The organism is Collinsella sp. UBA1693, from assembly GCF_002320115.1.
GTDB classification, from domain to species: domain Bacteria; phylum Actinomycetota; class Coriobacteriia; order Coriobacteriales; family Coriobacteriaceae; genus Collinsella; species Collinsella tanakaei.
In genome coordinates this window covers 201,128-215,585 of sequence record NZ_DCJT01000013.1, presented here as the reverse complement: position 1 = coordinate 215,585, position 14,458 = coordinate 201,128, and the positions used below count along the sequence as shown (strand labels likewise).

Here is a 14,458-nt window from a genome sequence, read left to right as displayed (position 1 = left end):
TTGGTATCAGCGCCGGGGTTCGCCGCCCCGGTTCGAGATACATGCATGTGTACCTGCAACGCTTAGTGAAAGGGAAGAGAAACATGAACAAGCGTTTCAAGGGCATCGCCTCCATGGCGGCCGCAGGCGTCCTCGCGCTGGCTCTCGCCGGCTGCGGTGGCGGTGGCGCTGCCGACTCCGGCTCCGCCGGCACCGACAAGGGCGCCGAGAGCTCCTACAAGGTGACCATGGTCACCGACATGGGCGGCGTCAACGACCAGTCCTTCAACGAGCTTGCCTGGAAGGGCCTGCAGGAACTCGAGGACGAGACCGGCACCAAGGTCTCCTACACCGAGTCCAAGCAGGAGTCCGACTACGGCCCCAACCTGGACAAGGCCGTCGACGGCGAGAACAACCTGGTCTGGGGCATCGGCTTCGCCATGGCCAACGCTATCGAGACCGCGGCCAAGCAGAACCCCGACGTCAACTTCGCTATCATCGACAACGCCTACGAGAACACCCCCGACAACGTCACCGGCGTCGTCTTCCGCGCCCAGGAGCCTTCCTTCCTGGTCGGCTACATCGCCGCTATGACCACCCAGACCGGCAAGGTCGGCTTCGTCGGCGGCATGCAGTCCGTCGTTATCGACCAGTTCGAGTGGGGCTATAAGGCTGGCGTCGAGTACGCCAACAAGACCCAGGGCAAGAACGTCACCGTCGACGTCCAGTACCTCGAGAGCTTCGGCGACGCCGCCAAAGGCAAGGCCACCGCTACCAAGATGTACTCCGACGGCTGCGACATCGTCTTCCACGCCGCCGGCGGCGCTGGCAACGGCGTCATCGAGGCCGCTAAGGAAGCTGGCAAGCTGGTCATCGGCGTCGACAAGGACCAGTCCAGCCTCGCGCCCGAGAACGTTCTGACCTCCGCTATGAAAAAGGTCGACGTCGCTGTTCTCGAGCTTTCCAAGAAGGCCATCAACGGCGATAAGATCGGCGGCCAGACCGTCGAGTTCGGCATGACCGACGACGCCGTGGGCATCCCCGAGGAGCATTCGCTCATGGCCGACGAGGTCTACAACCAGGCCATCGATCTGGAGGGCGAGATCAAGGACGGCAAGATCACGCCGCCCGCCAATGAGGACGACTTCAACGCATTCGTCGCTACCCTCTAAACCATCGAGCATACAAGCGGGCAGCGCGCCTTGGCGTGCCGCCCGCTTTTCTTTTTCTCCCCCACCCGCAATTCATCCAATCATCCCCCAAGCATCCGCCATCGTTCACCCCGCGATCGCGCCGCGCCTGGCCAAGGGCACGCCCGCCCTGAACCCCGCGCGACCCGGCCGCGGTTTGACCGATAGAAAAGGGAGGAGAGCCGTTATGGAGGTTAACCCCAGCTATGCGGTGCAGATGCACGGCATAGTCAAGATGTTCGGCTCGTTTTGCGCCTTGGACCACGTGGACCTGGACGTAGAACGCGGCAGCATCCACGCCATCCTGGGCGAGAACGGCGCCGGCAAGAGCACGCTCATGAACGTGCTCTACGGCCTATACCAGGCAGAAGAGGGAGAGATCTTCCTCGGTGGCGAAAAAGTCTCGATCAGCAACCCCAATGATGCCATCGCCCACGGCATCGGCATGGTGCACCAGCACTTCATGCTGGTCGACAACTTCACCGTCACCCAGAACATCATCCTGGGACAGGAGCCCTGCCGCGGGGCGGGCTTGCTCGACATGAAGGCGGCCGGCCAGCGCGTCCGCGACATCATCGCCGAGTACGGCCTCGAGGTAGACCCGGACGCCAAGATCGAGGACATCTCCGTGGGCATGCAGCAGCGCGTCGAGATCCTCAAGGCGCTCTACCGTGGAGCCGACATCCTCATCCTAGACGAGCCCACCGCCGTCCTCACCCCGCAAGAGATCGACCGTCTGGTCCAGATCATGCGCGGCCTCGCCGCCAAGGGCAAGACTATCATCATCATCACGCACAAGCTCAAGGAGATCAAAGCCTCCTCCGACACCTGCACCATCATCCGCCGCGGCAAGTACGTCGGCGCGGTCGACGTCGCAGGGGTGGACGAGGAGGAGCTTGCGGAGAAGATGGTGGGCCACCACGTCAACTTGGTTGTAGAGAAGGCGCCCGCCAATCCCGGCAAGGAGGTCTTCCGCATCGACGACCTGGTGGTTAAGGACGAGCGCGGCATCGAGGCCGTGCGCCACCTCAACCTCTCCGTGCGCGCAGGCGAGATCGTAGGCATCGCGGGCATCGACGGCAACGGCCAAAAGGAGCTGGTCGAGGCTATAACCTGCCTCACCCGTGCCCAAAGCGGCACCATCACCGTCAACGGCGAGGAGATCCAAAACACCACGCCGCGCAACGTCATAGACCACAAGGTCTCGACCATCCATGAAGACCGCCAGCGCCGCGGCCTGGTACTCCCCTTCACCGTCGCGGAGAACGCCGTGCTGGAGAAGTACCGCACGCCCGAGTTTGGCGCGCACGGGGTTCTCGACCGCGCGAAGATGCACGAGTTCACCGAGCAGCTCATCCACGACTACGACGTTCGCCCCGCCGATTGCGCGGACCACACCGCCGCGGGCCTCTCCGGCGGCAACCAGCAAAAGGTCATCATCGGCCGCGAGATCTCCAACAACCCTGACGTGCTCATCGCCGTCCAGCCCACCCGCGGCCTAGACGTGGGCGCCATCGAATACGTGCATAAGACGCTGGTGGCCGAGCGCGACCGCGGCACCGCGATCCTGCTCATCTCGCTTGAGCTGGACGAGGTTATGAGCGTCGCGGACACCATCGCTGTCATCTACGCCGGTGCGATCGTCGACACCTTCAAGCAAGGTGACGTGGACGAGAACCGCATCGGCCTGCTCATGGCGGGAGGTCACGAGTAATGGAAACCATCCAGAAAATCTTGAAAAAGCCCATCACCGCGACCTTTATCGCCATCATCCTGGGATTTCTGGTCGCAGCGGGCGCGCTTGCCGTCGCGGGCTACGACCCCGTCGCCGCCTTTACCGCGCTGTTCCAGGGCATCTTCTCTAAACCCAAGTACATCTCCAACACCATCATCAAGGCCGCGCCCATCATCCTCACGGGCATCTCGGTCGCCTTCGCGTTCAAGACCGGCCTGTTCAACATCGGTGCAGAGGGCCAGTACATCGCCGGCACCATGTGCGCGGTGCTGGTGGGCGCCAAGCTCAACCTGCCCGCCCCCATCCAGATTCCCGTGGTCATCCTGGCGGGTGTCGCGGGCGGCGCGTTGATCGGCGCCATAACGGGCTTCCTCAAGTCGCGCTTCGGCATCCATGAGGTCATCACGGCCATCATGCTCAACTGGACCATGCTCTACCTCAATAACTTCGTGGTCTCCACCGCGGCCTACCACCAGCCCAACACCACCTCCAGCTTTCCGGTGAACGAGTCCAGCTTCACCACCATCCTGCATAACTGGAAGATGTCGGATCAGGGACTCGAGACGCTCAGCGGCACGCCGTGGCTCTTCGACGTGTTGGTCAAAACCGACGTCAACATCGCCTTTATCGTCGCCATCGTGGTTGCCGTGCTCGTATGGTTCCTGCTGTTCCGCTCCAAGCTGGGCTTCGAGCTGCGCGCCGTGGGCTTCAACCGCGACGCCGCCGAGTTCTCGGGCATCAACGTCAACCGCAACACCCTGCTCGCCATGACCATCGCCGGCGCCATCTCCGGTTTGGCCGGCGCCCTCACCATCACGGGCATCGAACCTCACTGCCTCACCATGCTCGCCGCGTTTGAGAACAACGGCTTCAACGGCTTCTCCGTCGCCCTCATCGCCGGCTCCAGCCCCATCGGCTGCATCTTCGCCGGCCTGCTGTTCGGCGGCCTCATCTACGGCGGCCAAAGCGTGCAGCTCGCCGTGGGCGCCCCCACCGACATCATCAACATCATGATCGGCACCATCGTCTTCTTCGTCGCGCTGGCCCGCGTGGTCACGCTTCTGGCCGAGAAGCTCGGAAAGCGAGGGGCAAACCATGCTTAACAACATCCTGCTTCTGCTGGGCATCACGCTCATGTACTCCACGCCGCTGGTCTTCGGCGCGCTGGGCGGCGTCATCTCCGAGCGCTCTGGCGTTGTCAACATCGGCATCGAAGGCATGATGACTATCGGCGCGCTGGCCGCCGTCGCCGGCAGCTACTTTACCGGCAACCCCTGGGTGGGCTTTATCGCCGCGGGCGCCGCGGGCGGTCTGTTCGCCGTGCTGCACGCGCTGGCCGCCGTCACCTTCAAAGCCGACCAAAACGTCTCCGGCATCGCCCTCAACCTGCTTGGCCCCGGTATCGCGCTGTTTCTCGCCCGCCTCATGTGGGACGGCGGTACCCAATCGCCCACCATCACCACCTTGCCCAAGCTCTTTGGCTCCGGCGCCTTCCAAGGCACCCCGTGGGCAAACCTCAACGTGGATATCACGGTTGTCCTGGGCCTTGCGGCCACGCTGATCGTTTGGTTTGTGCTCTATAAGACCAAGTGGGGCCTGCGCGTGCGCGCCGTGGGCGAGCACCCGGCGGCGGCCGACACCCTGGGTATCAACGTCAGCCGCATCCGCTTCATCTGCGTGGTGCTCTCCGGCATCTTGGCGGGCTTTGGCGGCGCGTCCATCACGCTGGCCATCATCTCGCAGTTCACGCAGACCGCCGTCGCGGGCCAGGGCTTCATCGCCCTCGCCGCGGTGATCTTTGGCAAGTGGACCCCTCATGGAGCGTACGGCGCATGCCTGCTGTTCGGCATGGCACAGGCGCTGGTAGTCATCCTGGGCGGCGGCGCCATCGCGGTACCCAGCCAGATCCTGGCCATCCTCCCCTACGCGCTCACCTTGGTTGTCCTGGTCCTCTTTGTGGGCAAGGCCGTCGCGCCCAAGGCAGACGGCGTGCCGTATGAGAAGGGCTCGCGCGGCTAGGCATACACGCCCGCCCCGCATCGTCCAAACACGCACGGGCTCCCGCAAACAGGAGCGGGGGCCCGTCCTTTTAGGCTACCTTCCACCCCGTCTCGCTGCGAGCACGCTCGCGCAGCCGCCGCGTCCCACCGGGCACCAAGCCGCCCTGCCCGGCTCGACGTCTGCGCGAACAGGCTTCAACACAGAAAGGAGCGCTTCCATGACGGATATCGAACTCGTCCAAGCGGCCATCCGGGCGCGCGAAAAGGCATACTGCCCCTACTCCAACTTTGCGGTGGGCGCCGCCCTGCTCTGCGCGGACGGTACCGTCTACGGCGGCTGCAACATCGAGAACGCCGCGTACTCGCCCGGCAACTGCGCCGAGCGCACCGCCATCTTCCGCGCGGTCTTTGACGGGCAGCGCGACTTCACCGCCATCGCCATCGTGGGCGGCCCCGCAGGTCAGCCCGTAAGCGAGCTCTGCGCGCCGTGCGGCGTCTGCCGGCAGGTCATGATGGAGTTCTGCGACCCCGCGACGTTTCGCATCCTCATGGGCACAGGAGGCGACGCCTTTGAGGAGCGCACGCTCCGGCAGATGCTGCCCTTTGGCTTTGGCCCTGCCAACTTAGGGAAGTAACCGCCCATGAGAATGTACGAAATCATAGAGAAGAAGCGCGACGGGGGCGCCCTCACGGACCAGGAGATCGCCTTCTTTGTCAACGGCTACGTCGCCGGCAACATCCCTGACTACCAGGCGTCCGCCTTGCTGATGGCTATCTACCTGCGCGGTATGGACCAGGATGAGACCCTATCGCTCACCATGCGCATGCTCCACTCCGGCGACGTGGTGGACCTTTCTACCCTGGGCGGCGTCACCGTGGACAAGCATTCCACCGGCGGCGTGGGCGACAAGACCTCGCTCGCCGTGGTGCCGCTTCTGGCCGCCATGGACCCCGGCCATGTCTTCGTCGCCAAGATGAGCGGACGAGGGCTGGGCCACACAGGCGGCACGCTCGACAAACTCGAGAGCATCCCCGGCCTTTCCACCCAAGTTGAACGCGACGATTTCCTACGCATCGTGCGCGAGCACGGCGGCGCCATCATCAGCCAGACCGGAAACCTGGTGCCGGCAGACAAGCTCATCTACGCGCTGCGCGACGTCACCGCCACGGTTGGCTCCATTCCTCTCATCGCATCGAGCATCATGAGCAAGAAGCTCGCATCCGGCTCCGACTGCATCCTACTCGACGTCAAGGTGGGATCCGGCGCCTTTATGAAGACCGTGCCGCAAGCCGTCGAGCTCGCCCAAACCATGGTCGCCATAGGCCGGGGAGCCGGACGGCGCGTCCGCGCGCTCGTCACCAATATGGACCGGCCGCTGGGCCGCGCCATAGGCAACTCGCTCGAGGTGATCGAGGTCGCCCGTATGCTGCAGGGACGCGGCCCCGCCGACCTTGAACACGAGTGCCTCATGCTCGCCGGCGAGCTGATGGAGATGACCGGTCGCATGGGCGCCGCCGCGGCGAGGGATCGCGCCCGCGAGCTTATCGAAAACGGCGGGGCCTTCGACAAGCTCTGCGAGATCGTCCGGGCCCAGGGCGGCGACCCGGCATACCTGCGCGACACCGCGCTGTTCGACGCCTCGCCCATCCAGCACCGCGTCCTAGCTCCGTGCGACGGATACATTTGCCGCATCGATACCGAACAAGTGGGCATCGCCAGCGCGCAACTGGGTGCCGGGCGCCTTGCCAAGGGCGACGCGATCGATTACTCGGCCGGCATCGAGTTGCTCGCAAACTACGGTGACCCCGTCAGGTGCGGCCAACCGGTGGCGATCCTGCACACCTCACGCGAAGAACTCCTCGTCCAGGCCCTTGCCACCTTCAACGCGGCACTCACCTTTGGTACGGACGAGCCGCCGGCAGAACCGCTACTCTTTGCCACGGTGGACGAGAACGGCGTGACCTACCCAAATCGGCGCGATGCCGAGTGACCCCTTGGCCGCACGGCCCACGCCGTCGTCCCATTCAACCTTTGCCCTCGACCAGAAAGGAACAACCATGAACCTCACCCAATCCCAGCTTGCCAAGTACATGGACCACACCCTGCTCAAGGCGGACGCCACCCTGGACGGCATCGACCGCGTGGTCGCCGAGGCCAAGCAGTTTGGCTGCGCCAGCGTCTGCGTGAACCCCTTCTGGGTGCCCTACGTCGCCCGCCTGCTCGACGGCTCAGGCGTCGCGACCTGCACCGTGGTCGGCTTCCCGCTGGGCGCCAGCTCCACCGCGTCCAAGGTTTTCGAAACCACCGACGCCATCGCCAACGGCGCCGACGAGATCGACATGGTCATCAACATCGGCGAGCTCAAGGCCGGCCATGCCGAGCTGGTCCGCGAGGACATCCGCGCCGTCGCCGAGGCCACGCATGCCGGCGGCAAGCTACTCAAGGTCATCATCGAATGCTGCCTGCTCACCGATGACGAGAAGCGCCTCGCCTGCCTGCTGTGCGCGGAGGCCGGCGCCGACTTTGTCAAAACCTCTACCGGCTTCTCCACCGGCGGCGCCACCGTCGCCGACGTCACCCTTATGCGCGAGTGCGTGGGCCCGGACTTCGGCGTCAAGGCAGCCGGCGGAATCCGCACGCTTGCGGACGCCTACGCCATGATCGAGGCGGGCGCCTCCCGCCTGGGCGTATCCGCCGCCGCGTCCATCCTGGCAGAATTGGACGAGTAGCCCATGGAGAACACCAATCGCGACGCGGGCCGCGCACCCTACAAGCGCTACAAGCGCGTCCTCGCCATCGTTATCGACTCCATCGGCGTCGGCGGCGCGCCCGATGCCGACAAGTACAACAGCGCGGGTGCGGACACCCTTGGCCACATGGCTGACTGGTTCGTCCGCGAGCGGGGCCGCCCGCTGGCGCTACCCAACATGACCCGCTTGGGCCTTGGCCTGGTGCGACCCGGCGAGCCCTTCACCGGCATCGATGCGGTCGCCAACCCCGCCGGCGCCTACGGGCGCATGCAGGTCACCAGCTTTGGCAACGATTCTCTGGACGGCCACTGGGAGATGATGTGCCTGCCGGCACGCTTCCATGTGGACTACTTCCCCCAAGGCTTCCCCGATAGCCTGCTAGATAAGATCCGCGAGTTCAGCGGCCGCGGTATCCTGTGCAACAAACCGTACTCCGGCACCGAGGTCCTGCGCGACTACGGCGAGCAGCAGCTTACCACCGGCGACCTCATCGTCTACACCTCGGGAGACTCCGTACTGCAGATCGCCGCGCATGAAGACGTCATCCCCCTAGACGAGCTCTACCGCATCTGCGAATACGCGCGCAAGCTCATCGACGGCCCGGAGATCACCATGGGCCGCATCATCGCCCGTCCGTACGTGGGCGACTCCGCCGACACCTTTGTCCGCACCGCCAACCGCCATGACTACGGCCTGGTCCCCACCGGGCCCACCGCCGTGGACTTTCTGCAGCAGGCGGGCTTCGACACCATCGCCGTGGGCAAAACCTACGACCTTCTCTGCGGCCACGGCTTCGACCGCTCCTACCACAACCAAAGCAACTCCGATGGCATGGACCATGTGGACGAGGTCATGTCCCAGGATTGGTGCGGCCTATGCTTCACCAACCTGGTCGACTTCGACTCCGTCTACGGCCATCGCCGCGATCCTTTGGGCGACGGCCTGGCCCTTGAGGACTTCGACCGCCGCCTAGGCCGCGTGATGGAGGCGATGCACGGGGACGACCTGGTTCTGGTGACCGCCGATCATGGCAACGACCCAACCTACAAGGGCACCGACCACACGCGCGAGCTTGTCCCGCTTCTGGCATGGTCGCCCTCGATGGCCGCCACGGGCACTGATCTTGGCCTACGCTCCACCTGCTCTGACCTGGGCGCCACCATCTTGGACAACTTCAACGTCGCCGGAAACGGCGAGGGCGCCAGCTTCTTGGAGCAGCTCGCCTAACGAATCAGCATGGCTGCCATGCCACCAGCGCGGGGCCGCTGCGCCGAGCATGGCAGCCATATGGCAATCATCCTGGAACCACCGCAAATATGAATGAGGGACGCGCCCCCATCCGCATCTGGAATGGGGCGCGTCCTCCCTATTTAACCTGCCTGCTAAAAACCTGTCTGCTAAAAACGCGCTTCAGTTGGAGTTACCGCCTGCTGAAATCGAGCTTCACTTCACCCAAATTACTATAATCGCCCTTCAGTTGGAGTTGAAAAAACAGACCCATATGATCACAATGCGTCTACCTGCGCTTTCTTTAAACCGGCGCATCTGCCAACCCATGCCAAGTCCAACTGAGCAGCGATTTTAGTAGTCGCAAGTCCAACTGGACCGCAAAAGTAGCAGCCAACTCCAACTGAAGCTCGATTTCAGCAATCCAACCCCAAACTGGACCGCAAGGGTAGCGAACCGATGCCCTCAAATGAACGCCGGACGCGGCATAGGAAAGTGCCTACTCCCAGCCCTTCCATACATCCGGCTGGTAGCCCACGGTCGCCTGGCGGCCGTTACGGACGATGGGTTCACGCAGCACCTGTTGGTTCTCAAGCAGCTTCTCAAACTTCTGGCTCTCAGCCAGATAGGTGATAAGCGCGACCGTATCCTGGTCCTTTGCATCACAGTCCAGCACGCCATCGATACCGCCCACGCAACGCATGACGCTCTCAAGCTCGCCCTTGCTCATCCCCTTCTCTTTAAGGTCGATAAACTGGAACTTGATACGGCGCTCTTTAAAGTAGCGTTGGGCCTTCTTGGTATCGAAGCTCTTCTTGGTGCCGAAGATCTGGATATTCATATGCATCCTCCTAGCGGGTTACGTCAAAGTGTACCAACAAAAAAAGCTCCGGAACCCCAAAGGACCATCCGCGCGATGCGCGGCAATGGACGCTTGTGGAGCTCCGGAGTCATAGGGACGAGGAAATCGTCCTAAATCAAGACCGTAAGAAGACGGCCTTTACGCGATCAAGAAGGAAATCAGGAACGCGATGTCAACCAGCCAGGTAAGCGGCTTGACCTTGGAGGCGTTGCCGGTGCAGACAGCCATAAGGGTGTAGGTGATGAAGCCCAGGCCAATACCGGTAGCGATGGAGTAGGTCAGCGGAATGCCGATGATGGTCATGAAGGCGGGGATGCCGTCCAGCGGGTTGCTGAAGTCGATGTCGCTCACAACGTTCATCATGAGGAAGCCGACCATAACCAGGGCGCCGCAGGTTGCGGGAGCGGCGATCATGGAGACCAACGGGGAGAAGAACGCGGCGAGCAGGAAGATGACGCCGGTGACAACAGAGGTGAGACCGGTACGGCCGCCGTCGGCAGCGCCAGAGGCGGACTCGACAAAGGTGGTGCAGGAGGAAGCGCCAAACAGGCCACCCACAGAAGCGGCAAGGGAGTCGACGATCAGGATCTTGCGGATGTCCTTGACGTTGCCGTCCTCATCCAGGAAGTCGCCCTGCTTACCAACGGCAACGGCGGTGCCCATGGTGTCGAAGAAGTCGGACAGCATGATGGAGAAGACAAAGACCAGCAGCGTGGGGTTGACGAAGACCTTAACGATAGCCATGCCGGAGCCGTCGGCAGCGGTCTGGAACGGAGCCATGAAGGTCGTGAAATCGGGCAGCTGGACAATGCCGGTAGGCATAGGGGTCACGCCCAGGGGTACGCCGGCGACGGCAGCGATGATGATGCCCCACAGGATGTAGCCCTTGATCTTGAAGACGTACAGGGCAAAAGTCACCACAACGGAGATGATGCCCACCAGGAACACGGGGTTGTACACGGATCCAAAGGTGATGAGGGTGGAATCGTCATTGACCACGATACCGCCATTGATAAGGCCCAGCAGCGCGATGAAGATACCCAGGCCGACCGCGATGGCGTGGCGCAGGGAGACGGGCACGGCCTCCATAATGGCCTCGCGCAAACCGCACAGAACCAACGCCAGGATGATAAGGCCCTCGAGGAAGATAACCGCCATAGCGACCTTCCAGTCGCCGCCGGCGGCAGCGGTGAGCGAGAACGCGACGACCGCGTTGATGCCCATGCCGGATGCGCAGGCAAGCGGACGGTTCGCGAACAGGCCCATGAGGATGGTCATGATGCCGGCAGCAAAGCAGGTGGAGGTGACGGCGGCGCCCACCGGAATGCCGGCGGCAGACAGAAGCGCCGGGTTGACGGCGATGATGTAGGCCATCGCCAGGAACGTGGTGATGCCGGCGCGCACCTCGGTGCCGACGGTCGAGCCACGCTCGCCGATCTTGAAGAAGTTGTTCATTCTCTACCCTTCCTTGATGAACAAAAACTTCACAACCATACCACACTATTCAGGTACCTGCAGGTTTTTCCCGTTTCACGCTCCTTCGAGTTGGCAACATTTTGCAATCCAGCGCATGAATTGCCCGCCAACCGTCTCATTTGTGAGCATATGGACGAGATTATTCTTCTTAGCGTTCCGCCCTTAAAACCCTCCGCCCCTTATCGCGCGCGGCAGGACGCATGCAAAAAGGCGCGGCACCTGCCACGTGGGCCGGCGCCGCGCCTTTGGCGTGCAAAGTACAGGATCGAGAATAGCCGCTGCCGAGTATCTACGCTCTCGGCGGACAGGGCCAAAGATTAGGCGGCAAGACCCAGGGCGGGAGCGATGGCGAAGAAATACGCCAGAACCAGCACGCCCAGGACGATGCGGTAGACGCCGAACGCCTTGAAATCATGACGTCGGACAAAGCCCATGAGCCACTTGATGGCAAGCAGCGAGACCACAAAGGCGACCGCGCAGCCAACGCCCAGAATCGCGAGCTCGGGCGCGCCGAACGTGCCGCCCTTGATAAAAAACTTCACCAGTTTGAGGGCGCTGGCGCCGAACATGACGGGGATCGCCAGGAAGAACGTGAACTTAGATGCCACCGAACGAGTGCAGCCCAAAAGCAGGCCGCCGATGATGGTGGAACCAGAGCGCGAGGTGCCGGGAATGAGCGACAGCACCTGGAAGCAGCCGATGCCCAGGGCGGTCTTCCAGGAAAGCTCGTCCAACGACGCGATGGCGCCAAAGTCGGAATCGCCGTCATATGCCGAGCCGGCAGCACCACCGGCAGCGGAAGACGCGACGGGAGACGCAGCGAAGTGGGCGCCGGCGGGACGCGATCCGGGAAGCGCACCGGCGGCGGAAAGCTCGCTGCGGCGCCGAGCGCGCCAGCTCTCGATCACGATGAAGGCGATACCGTAGACAATCAACGCGGCGGCAACCACCACGGAGCTGTAAAGGTGCTCCTCCATAAAGTCATCCAGCGGGATTCCGATAACCGCGGCGGGGATGCAGCCCAACACGATCTTGCCCCACAGACTCCAAGTGGCGCGCCTTCCGTCTTTTCCCTTTTTGGGCGAGAACGGGTTGAGCTCATGGAAGAACAGCAGGCAGACGGCAAGAATCGCACCAAGCTGGATGACCACCAAAAACATGTTCCAGAATTCTTCGGTCACGTTGAGCTTGATAAACTCGTCCACCAAGATCATGTGACCGGTGGAAGAAATGGGCAGCCATTCGGTGATGCCCTCAACCAGGCCCAGGAACGCGGCCTTGAGAAGTTCGATGATGTCCAAGAAAGACCCCCCTTACGACGTCGTCGCACTATTATCGCGCTGTGGCGGACACCGCAAGAAAAAAGCGCTTTCATTCACAGAATAATAAGGTCGGATTGTTCCCACTTAGGGTATATGTTTAGCGAAGTAAAGCGGACGGCATGACGGGTGGCACGAGCCCGTCCCCGGATAGGAGGTCCTCATGAACGAAGGCTATTCCAAGATTTTCGTTTCGCTCGACGGCACCGAACAGCAGGATTTTGTCCTCGCGCGCGCCATCAAGGTCGCTGCGAACAACAATGCCAAATTGATTATCGGTCACGTTATTGACTCCACCGCGCTCGAGAGCGCCGGCGCATACCCCGTCGACCTGGTCAACGGCCTTGAAACCGCCTTTAGGAACTCCATTGCCGCGCAGGTGGAAGAGGCGAAGGCCAATCCGGACATCCCCGAGGTCGAAGTTGTTATCCGTGCCGGGCGCATTCGCGAGACCCTGAAGGACGAGATGCTCGACGTCATCCAGCCCGACCTGGTACTCTGCGGCGCACGCGGTCTATCTTCCATCAAGTACGCGCTGCTGGGCTCCATCTCCACGTTCCTGCTGCGCAACACCGATTGCGACATCCTTGTTGTGAAGTAGCACTTGGATAAGAACGGCTATGAGCGGGCGCCCCGCTCTCCCGTGCAAACGTCCTCGCCCCGTTGGGGCTGCGGATTGTTTTCACGGGAGAGCGGGGCGCCCCTCTTGTCTCGATCTTGCGCCCGACGCTACGCTTCTGCAAACTTGGAAAGCAGGAACTCTTTGAAGTGCAGCATATCGAACGCAATCTTTCCGCGCCCGCGCGTGCCTATGATTCCCTGTTCCACCAGCCTTGCACGGTACTGGGAAGCGTAATTGCTGGCAACCCCCATGCGCTGCGCTATATCTGCTACCAAGCTCACATCTTGGTCCTCAAGCATCGCCCCAAGGAACGCAAGGTCGCCGTCCGATAGTTCATAAAACGTTGGCTCTAGCACGCGCTGATCAAGGTCGCCTTGCGCCAACGCCACGCCTCGTTGCACGTCTTTGACGGTAATTTCGCATGAACCAAGGGATACATCCCACGATCTGTACCCCACAAGCTGCATCATAAAGGGGAAGCCGCCGATGGCGTCGACCATGAGGTCGATCGCTTCTCCAGTCGCCGTCTTCCCTTCGCTTGCAATGGTTTGGACAAGCGCTTGCGCTATCTCCTGATCGGCGACACCGCTTAGGCGGTGCTGGACCGAACGGCGAAGAAAGGAAACCGTTTGGTTTCTTAAAAGTGCGGAGACCTGATGGGGAAGCCCCGCCATGAGCAATCCGACGCGCTTGCCCTCGCGAACAAAAAGCTGGTATGTCGCGGCAAAGGAAATCATCTCATCAAGAGACGCGGACACCTCGTCCACGGTAATCAAAAGCCCTATGCCATATTGATCGAGCCCTTTAAACAAAGCGTTCATGCGAGAACGCCAATTGAGCTGCTCGCGAGGGGCGGACCCCCACTCGAGGCCAAAGGGCTGCGCGACGGTCAATCCTTTAAGTTTTGGGCTGTCCGTCGTATCGATATAGGCGGCGGCAGCCTCCTTGGTACGCTCGTAAATGTCCTCCAGCATACCCGGTGCCGCGACAACACTTACCGAGATCCAGCCATGCTCAAGCGCTTCATCGGCGAGATACGAAAGAAGCGCCGTTTTTCCCGTACCTCTTGCTCCTATGAATATGGTGGCCAAATTGGGGTCGCCCGGGCCGCGGTCAAGAGCACGGACGATGTCTTCGATAACGTATGTACGCCCAGCCATATAGGGCGGCACGATTCCAAACGTTGGTGTAAACGGGTTATTAAACGCTGCCATGATAGTCCGCCTCCTTGGTATGCTTTAACAAGTTTTCATTTCGAAGCAGAAGCATTGAAGGAGGGGCGCCGCCCTCTCTGGCA

At 62.0% G+C, this 14,458-nt stretch carries 13 protein-coding genes; 9 read left to right on the top strand and 4 right to left on the bottom strand.

The genetic code is table 11. The features are described from left to right. Positions 1–83 precede the first annotated feature (83 nt). The 8 genes from B3H65_RS09975 (at position 84) to B3H65_RS09940 (ending at position 8,882) form a co-directional block, all read left to right on the top strand. The gene (locus tag B3H65_RS09975; RefSeq protein WP_270479354.1) at positions 84–1,151 is read left to right on the top strand and encodes a BMP family ABC transporter substrate-binding protein; all 1,068 of its coding nucleotides are present in this window, start codon (positions 84–86) and stop codon (positions 1,149–1,151) included. 205 nt (positions 1,152–1,356) lie between these two features. Then, positions 1,357–2,883, top strand: a complete 1,527-nt coding sequence (locus tag B3H65_RS09970) for an ABC transporter ATP-binding protein (protein WP_117679998.1) — start codon at positions 1,357–1,359, stop codon at positions 2,881–2,883. Then, positions 2,883–4,007, top strand: coding sequence for an ABC transporter permease (locus B3H65_RS09965; RefSeq protein WP_286685107.1), 1,125 nt, complete (start codon positions 2,883–2,885; stop codon positions 4,005–4,007). Before B3H65_RS09970 ends, B3H65_RS09965 begins: the two co-directional genes overlap by 1 nt. Next, positions 4,000–4,923, top strand: coding sequence for an ABC transporter permease (locus tag B3H65_RS09960; RefSeq protein ID WP_009141254.1), 924 nt, complete (start codon positions 4,000–4,002; stop codon positions 4,921–4,923). Before B3H65_RS09965 ends, B3H65_RS09960 begins: the two co-directional genes overlap by 8 nt. 145 nt (positions 4,924–5,068) lie before the next feature. Further along, positions 5,069–5,539: a cytidine deaminase gene (locus B3H65_RS09955; protein WP_349676002.1), complete on the top strand. Its 471-nt coding sequence runs from the start codon at positions 5,069–5,071 to the stop codon at positions 5,537–5,539. Between the two features lie 6 nt (positions 5,540–5,545). Next, a complete protein-coding gene (locus B3H65_RS09950) occupies positions 5,546–6,895 on the top strand; it encodes a thymidine phosphorylase (protein ID WP_286685105.1) in 1,350 nt (449 codons plus the stop codon). 67 nt (positions 6,896–6,962) lie between these two features. Beyond that, the gene (gene deoC / locus B3H65_RS09945) at positions 6,963–7,634 is read left to right on the top strand and encodes a deoxyribose-phosphate aldolase (RefSeq protein WP_009141251.1); all 672 of its coding nucleotides are present in this window, start codon (positions 6,963–6,965) and stop codon (positions 7,632–7,634) included. Between the two features lie 3 nt (positions 7,635–7,637). Continuing rightward, the gene (locus tag B3H65_RS09940; protein ID WP_286685104.1) at positions 7,638–8,882 is read left to right on the top strand and encodes a phosphopentomutase; all 1,245 of its coding nucleotides are present in this window, start codon (positions 7,638–7,640) and stop codon (positions 8,880–8,882) included. A gap of 499 nt (positions 8,883–9,381) precedes the next feature. Here the strand turns inward: B3H65_RS09940 and B3H65_RS09935 are convergent, their stop codons facing one another. From B3H65_RS09935 to B3H65_RS09925, 3 genes are all read right to left on the bottom strand, one after another. After that, a complete protein-coding gene (locus B3H65_RS09935; RefSeq protein WP_286685103.1) occupies positions 9,382–9,723 on the bottom strand; it encodes an arsenate reductase family protein in 342 nt (113 codons plus the stop codon). Positions 9,724–9,882: 159 nt separating this feature from the next. Continuing rightward, positions 9,883–11,199, bottom strand: a complete 1,317-nt coding sequence (locus tag B3H65_RS09930) for an NCS2 family permease (RefSeq protein WP_117680003.1) — start codon at positions 11,197–11,199, stop codon at positions 9,883–9,885. Positions 11,200–11,537: 338 nt separating this feature from the next. Next, entirely contained in the window at positions 11,538–12,521 is a 984-nt protein-coding gene (locus B3H65_RS09925; RefSeq protein WP_117680004.1) for an undecaprenyl-diphosphate phosphatase, read from the bottom strand. A 181-nt stretch (positions 12,522–12,702) separates the two neighbouring features. On the opposite strand from B3H65_RS09925, the gene B3H65_RS09920 reads away from it, so the two are divergent. Beyond that, complete coding sequence (locus B3H65_RS09920; RefSeq protein ID WP_270239624.1) at positions 12,703–13,140, top strand: universal stress protein; 438 nt, start codon at positions 12,703–12,705, stop codon at positions 13,138–13,140. 128 nt (positions 13,141–13,268) lie between these two features. Here the strand turns inward: B3H65_RS09920 and B3H65_RS09915 are convergent, their stop codons facing one another. Continuing rightward, the gene (locus B3H65_RS09915) at positions 13,269–14,375 is read right to left on the bottom strand and encodes an ATP-binding protein (RefSeq protein ID WP_286685102.1); all 1,107 of its coding nucleotides are present in this window, start codon (positions 14,373–14,375) and stop codon (positions 13,269–13,271) included. Positions 14,376–14,458 lie beyond the last annotated feature (83 nt).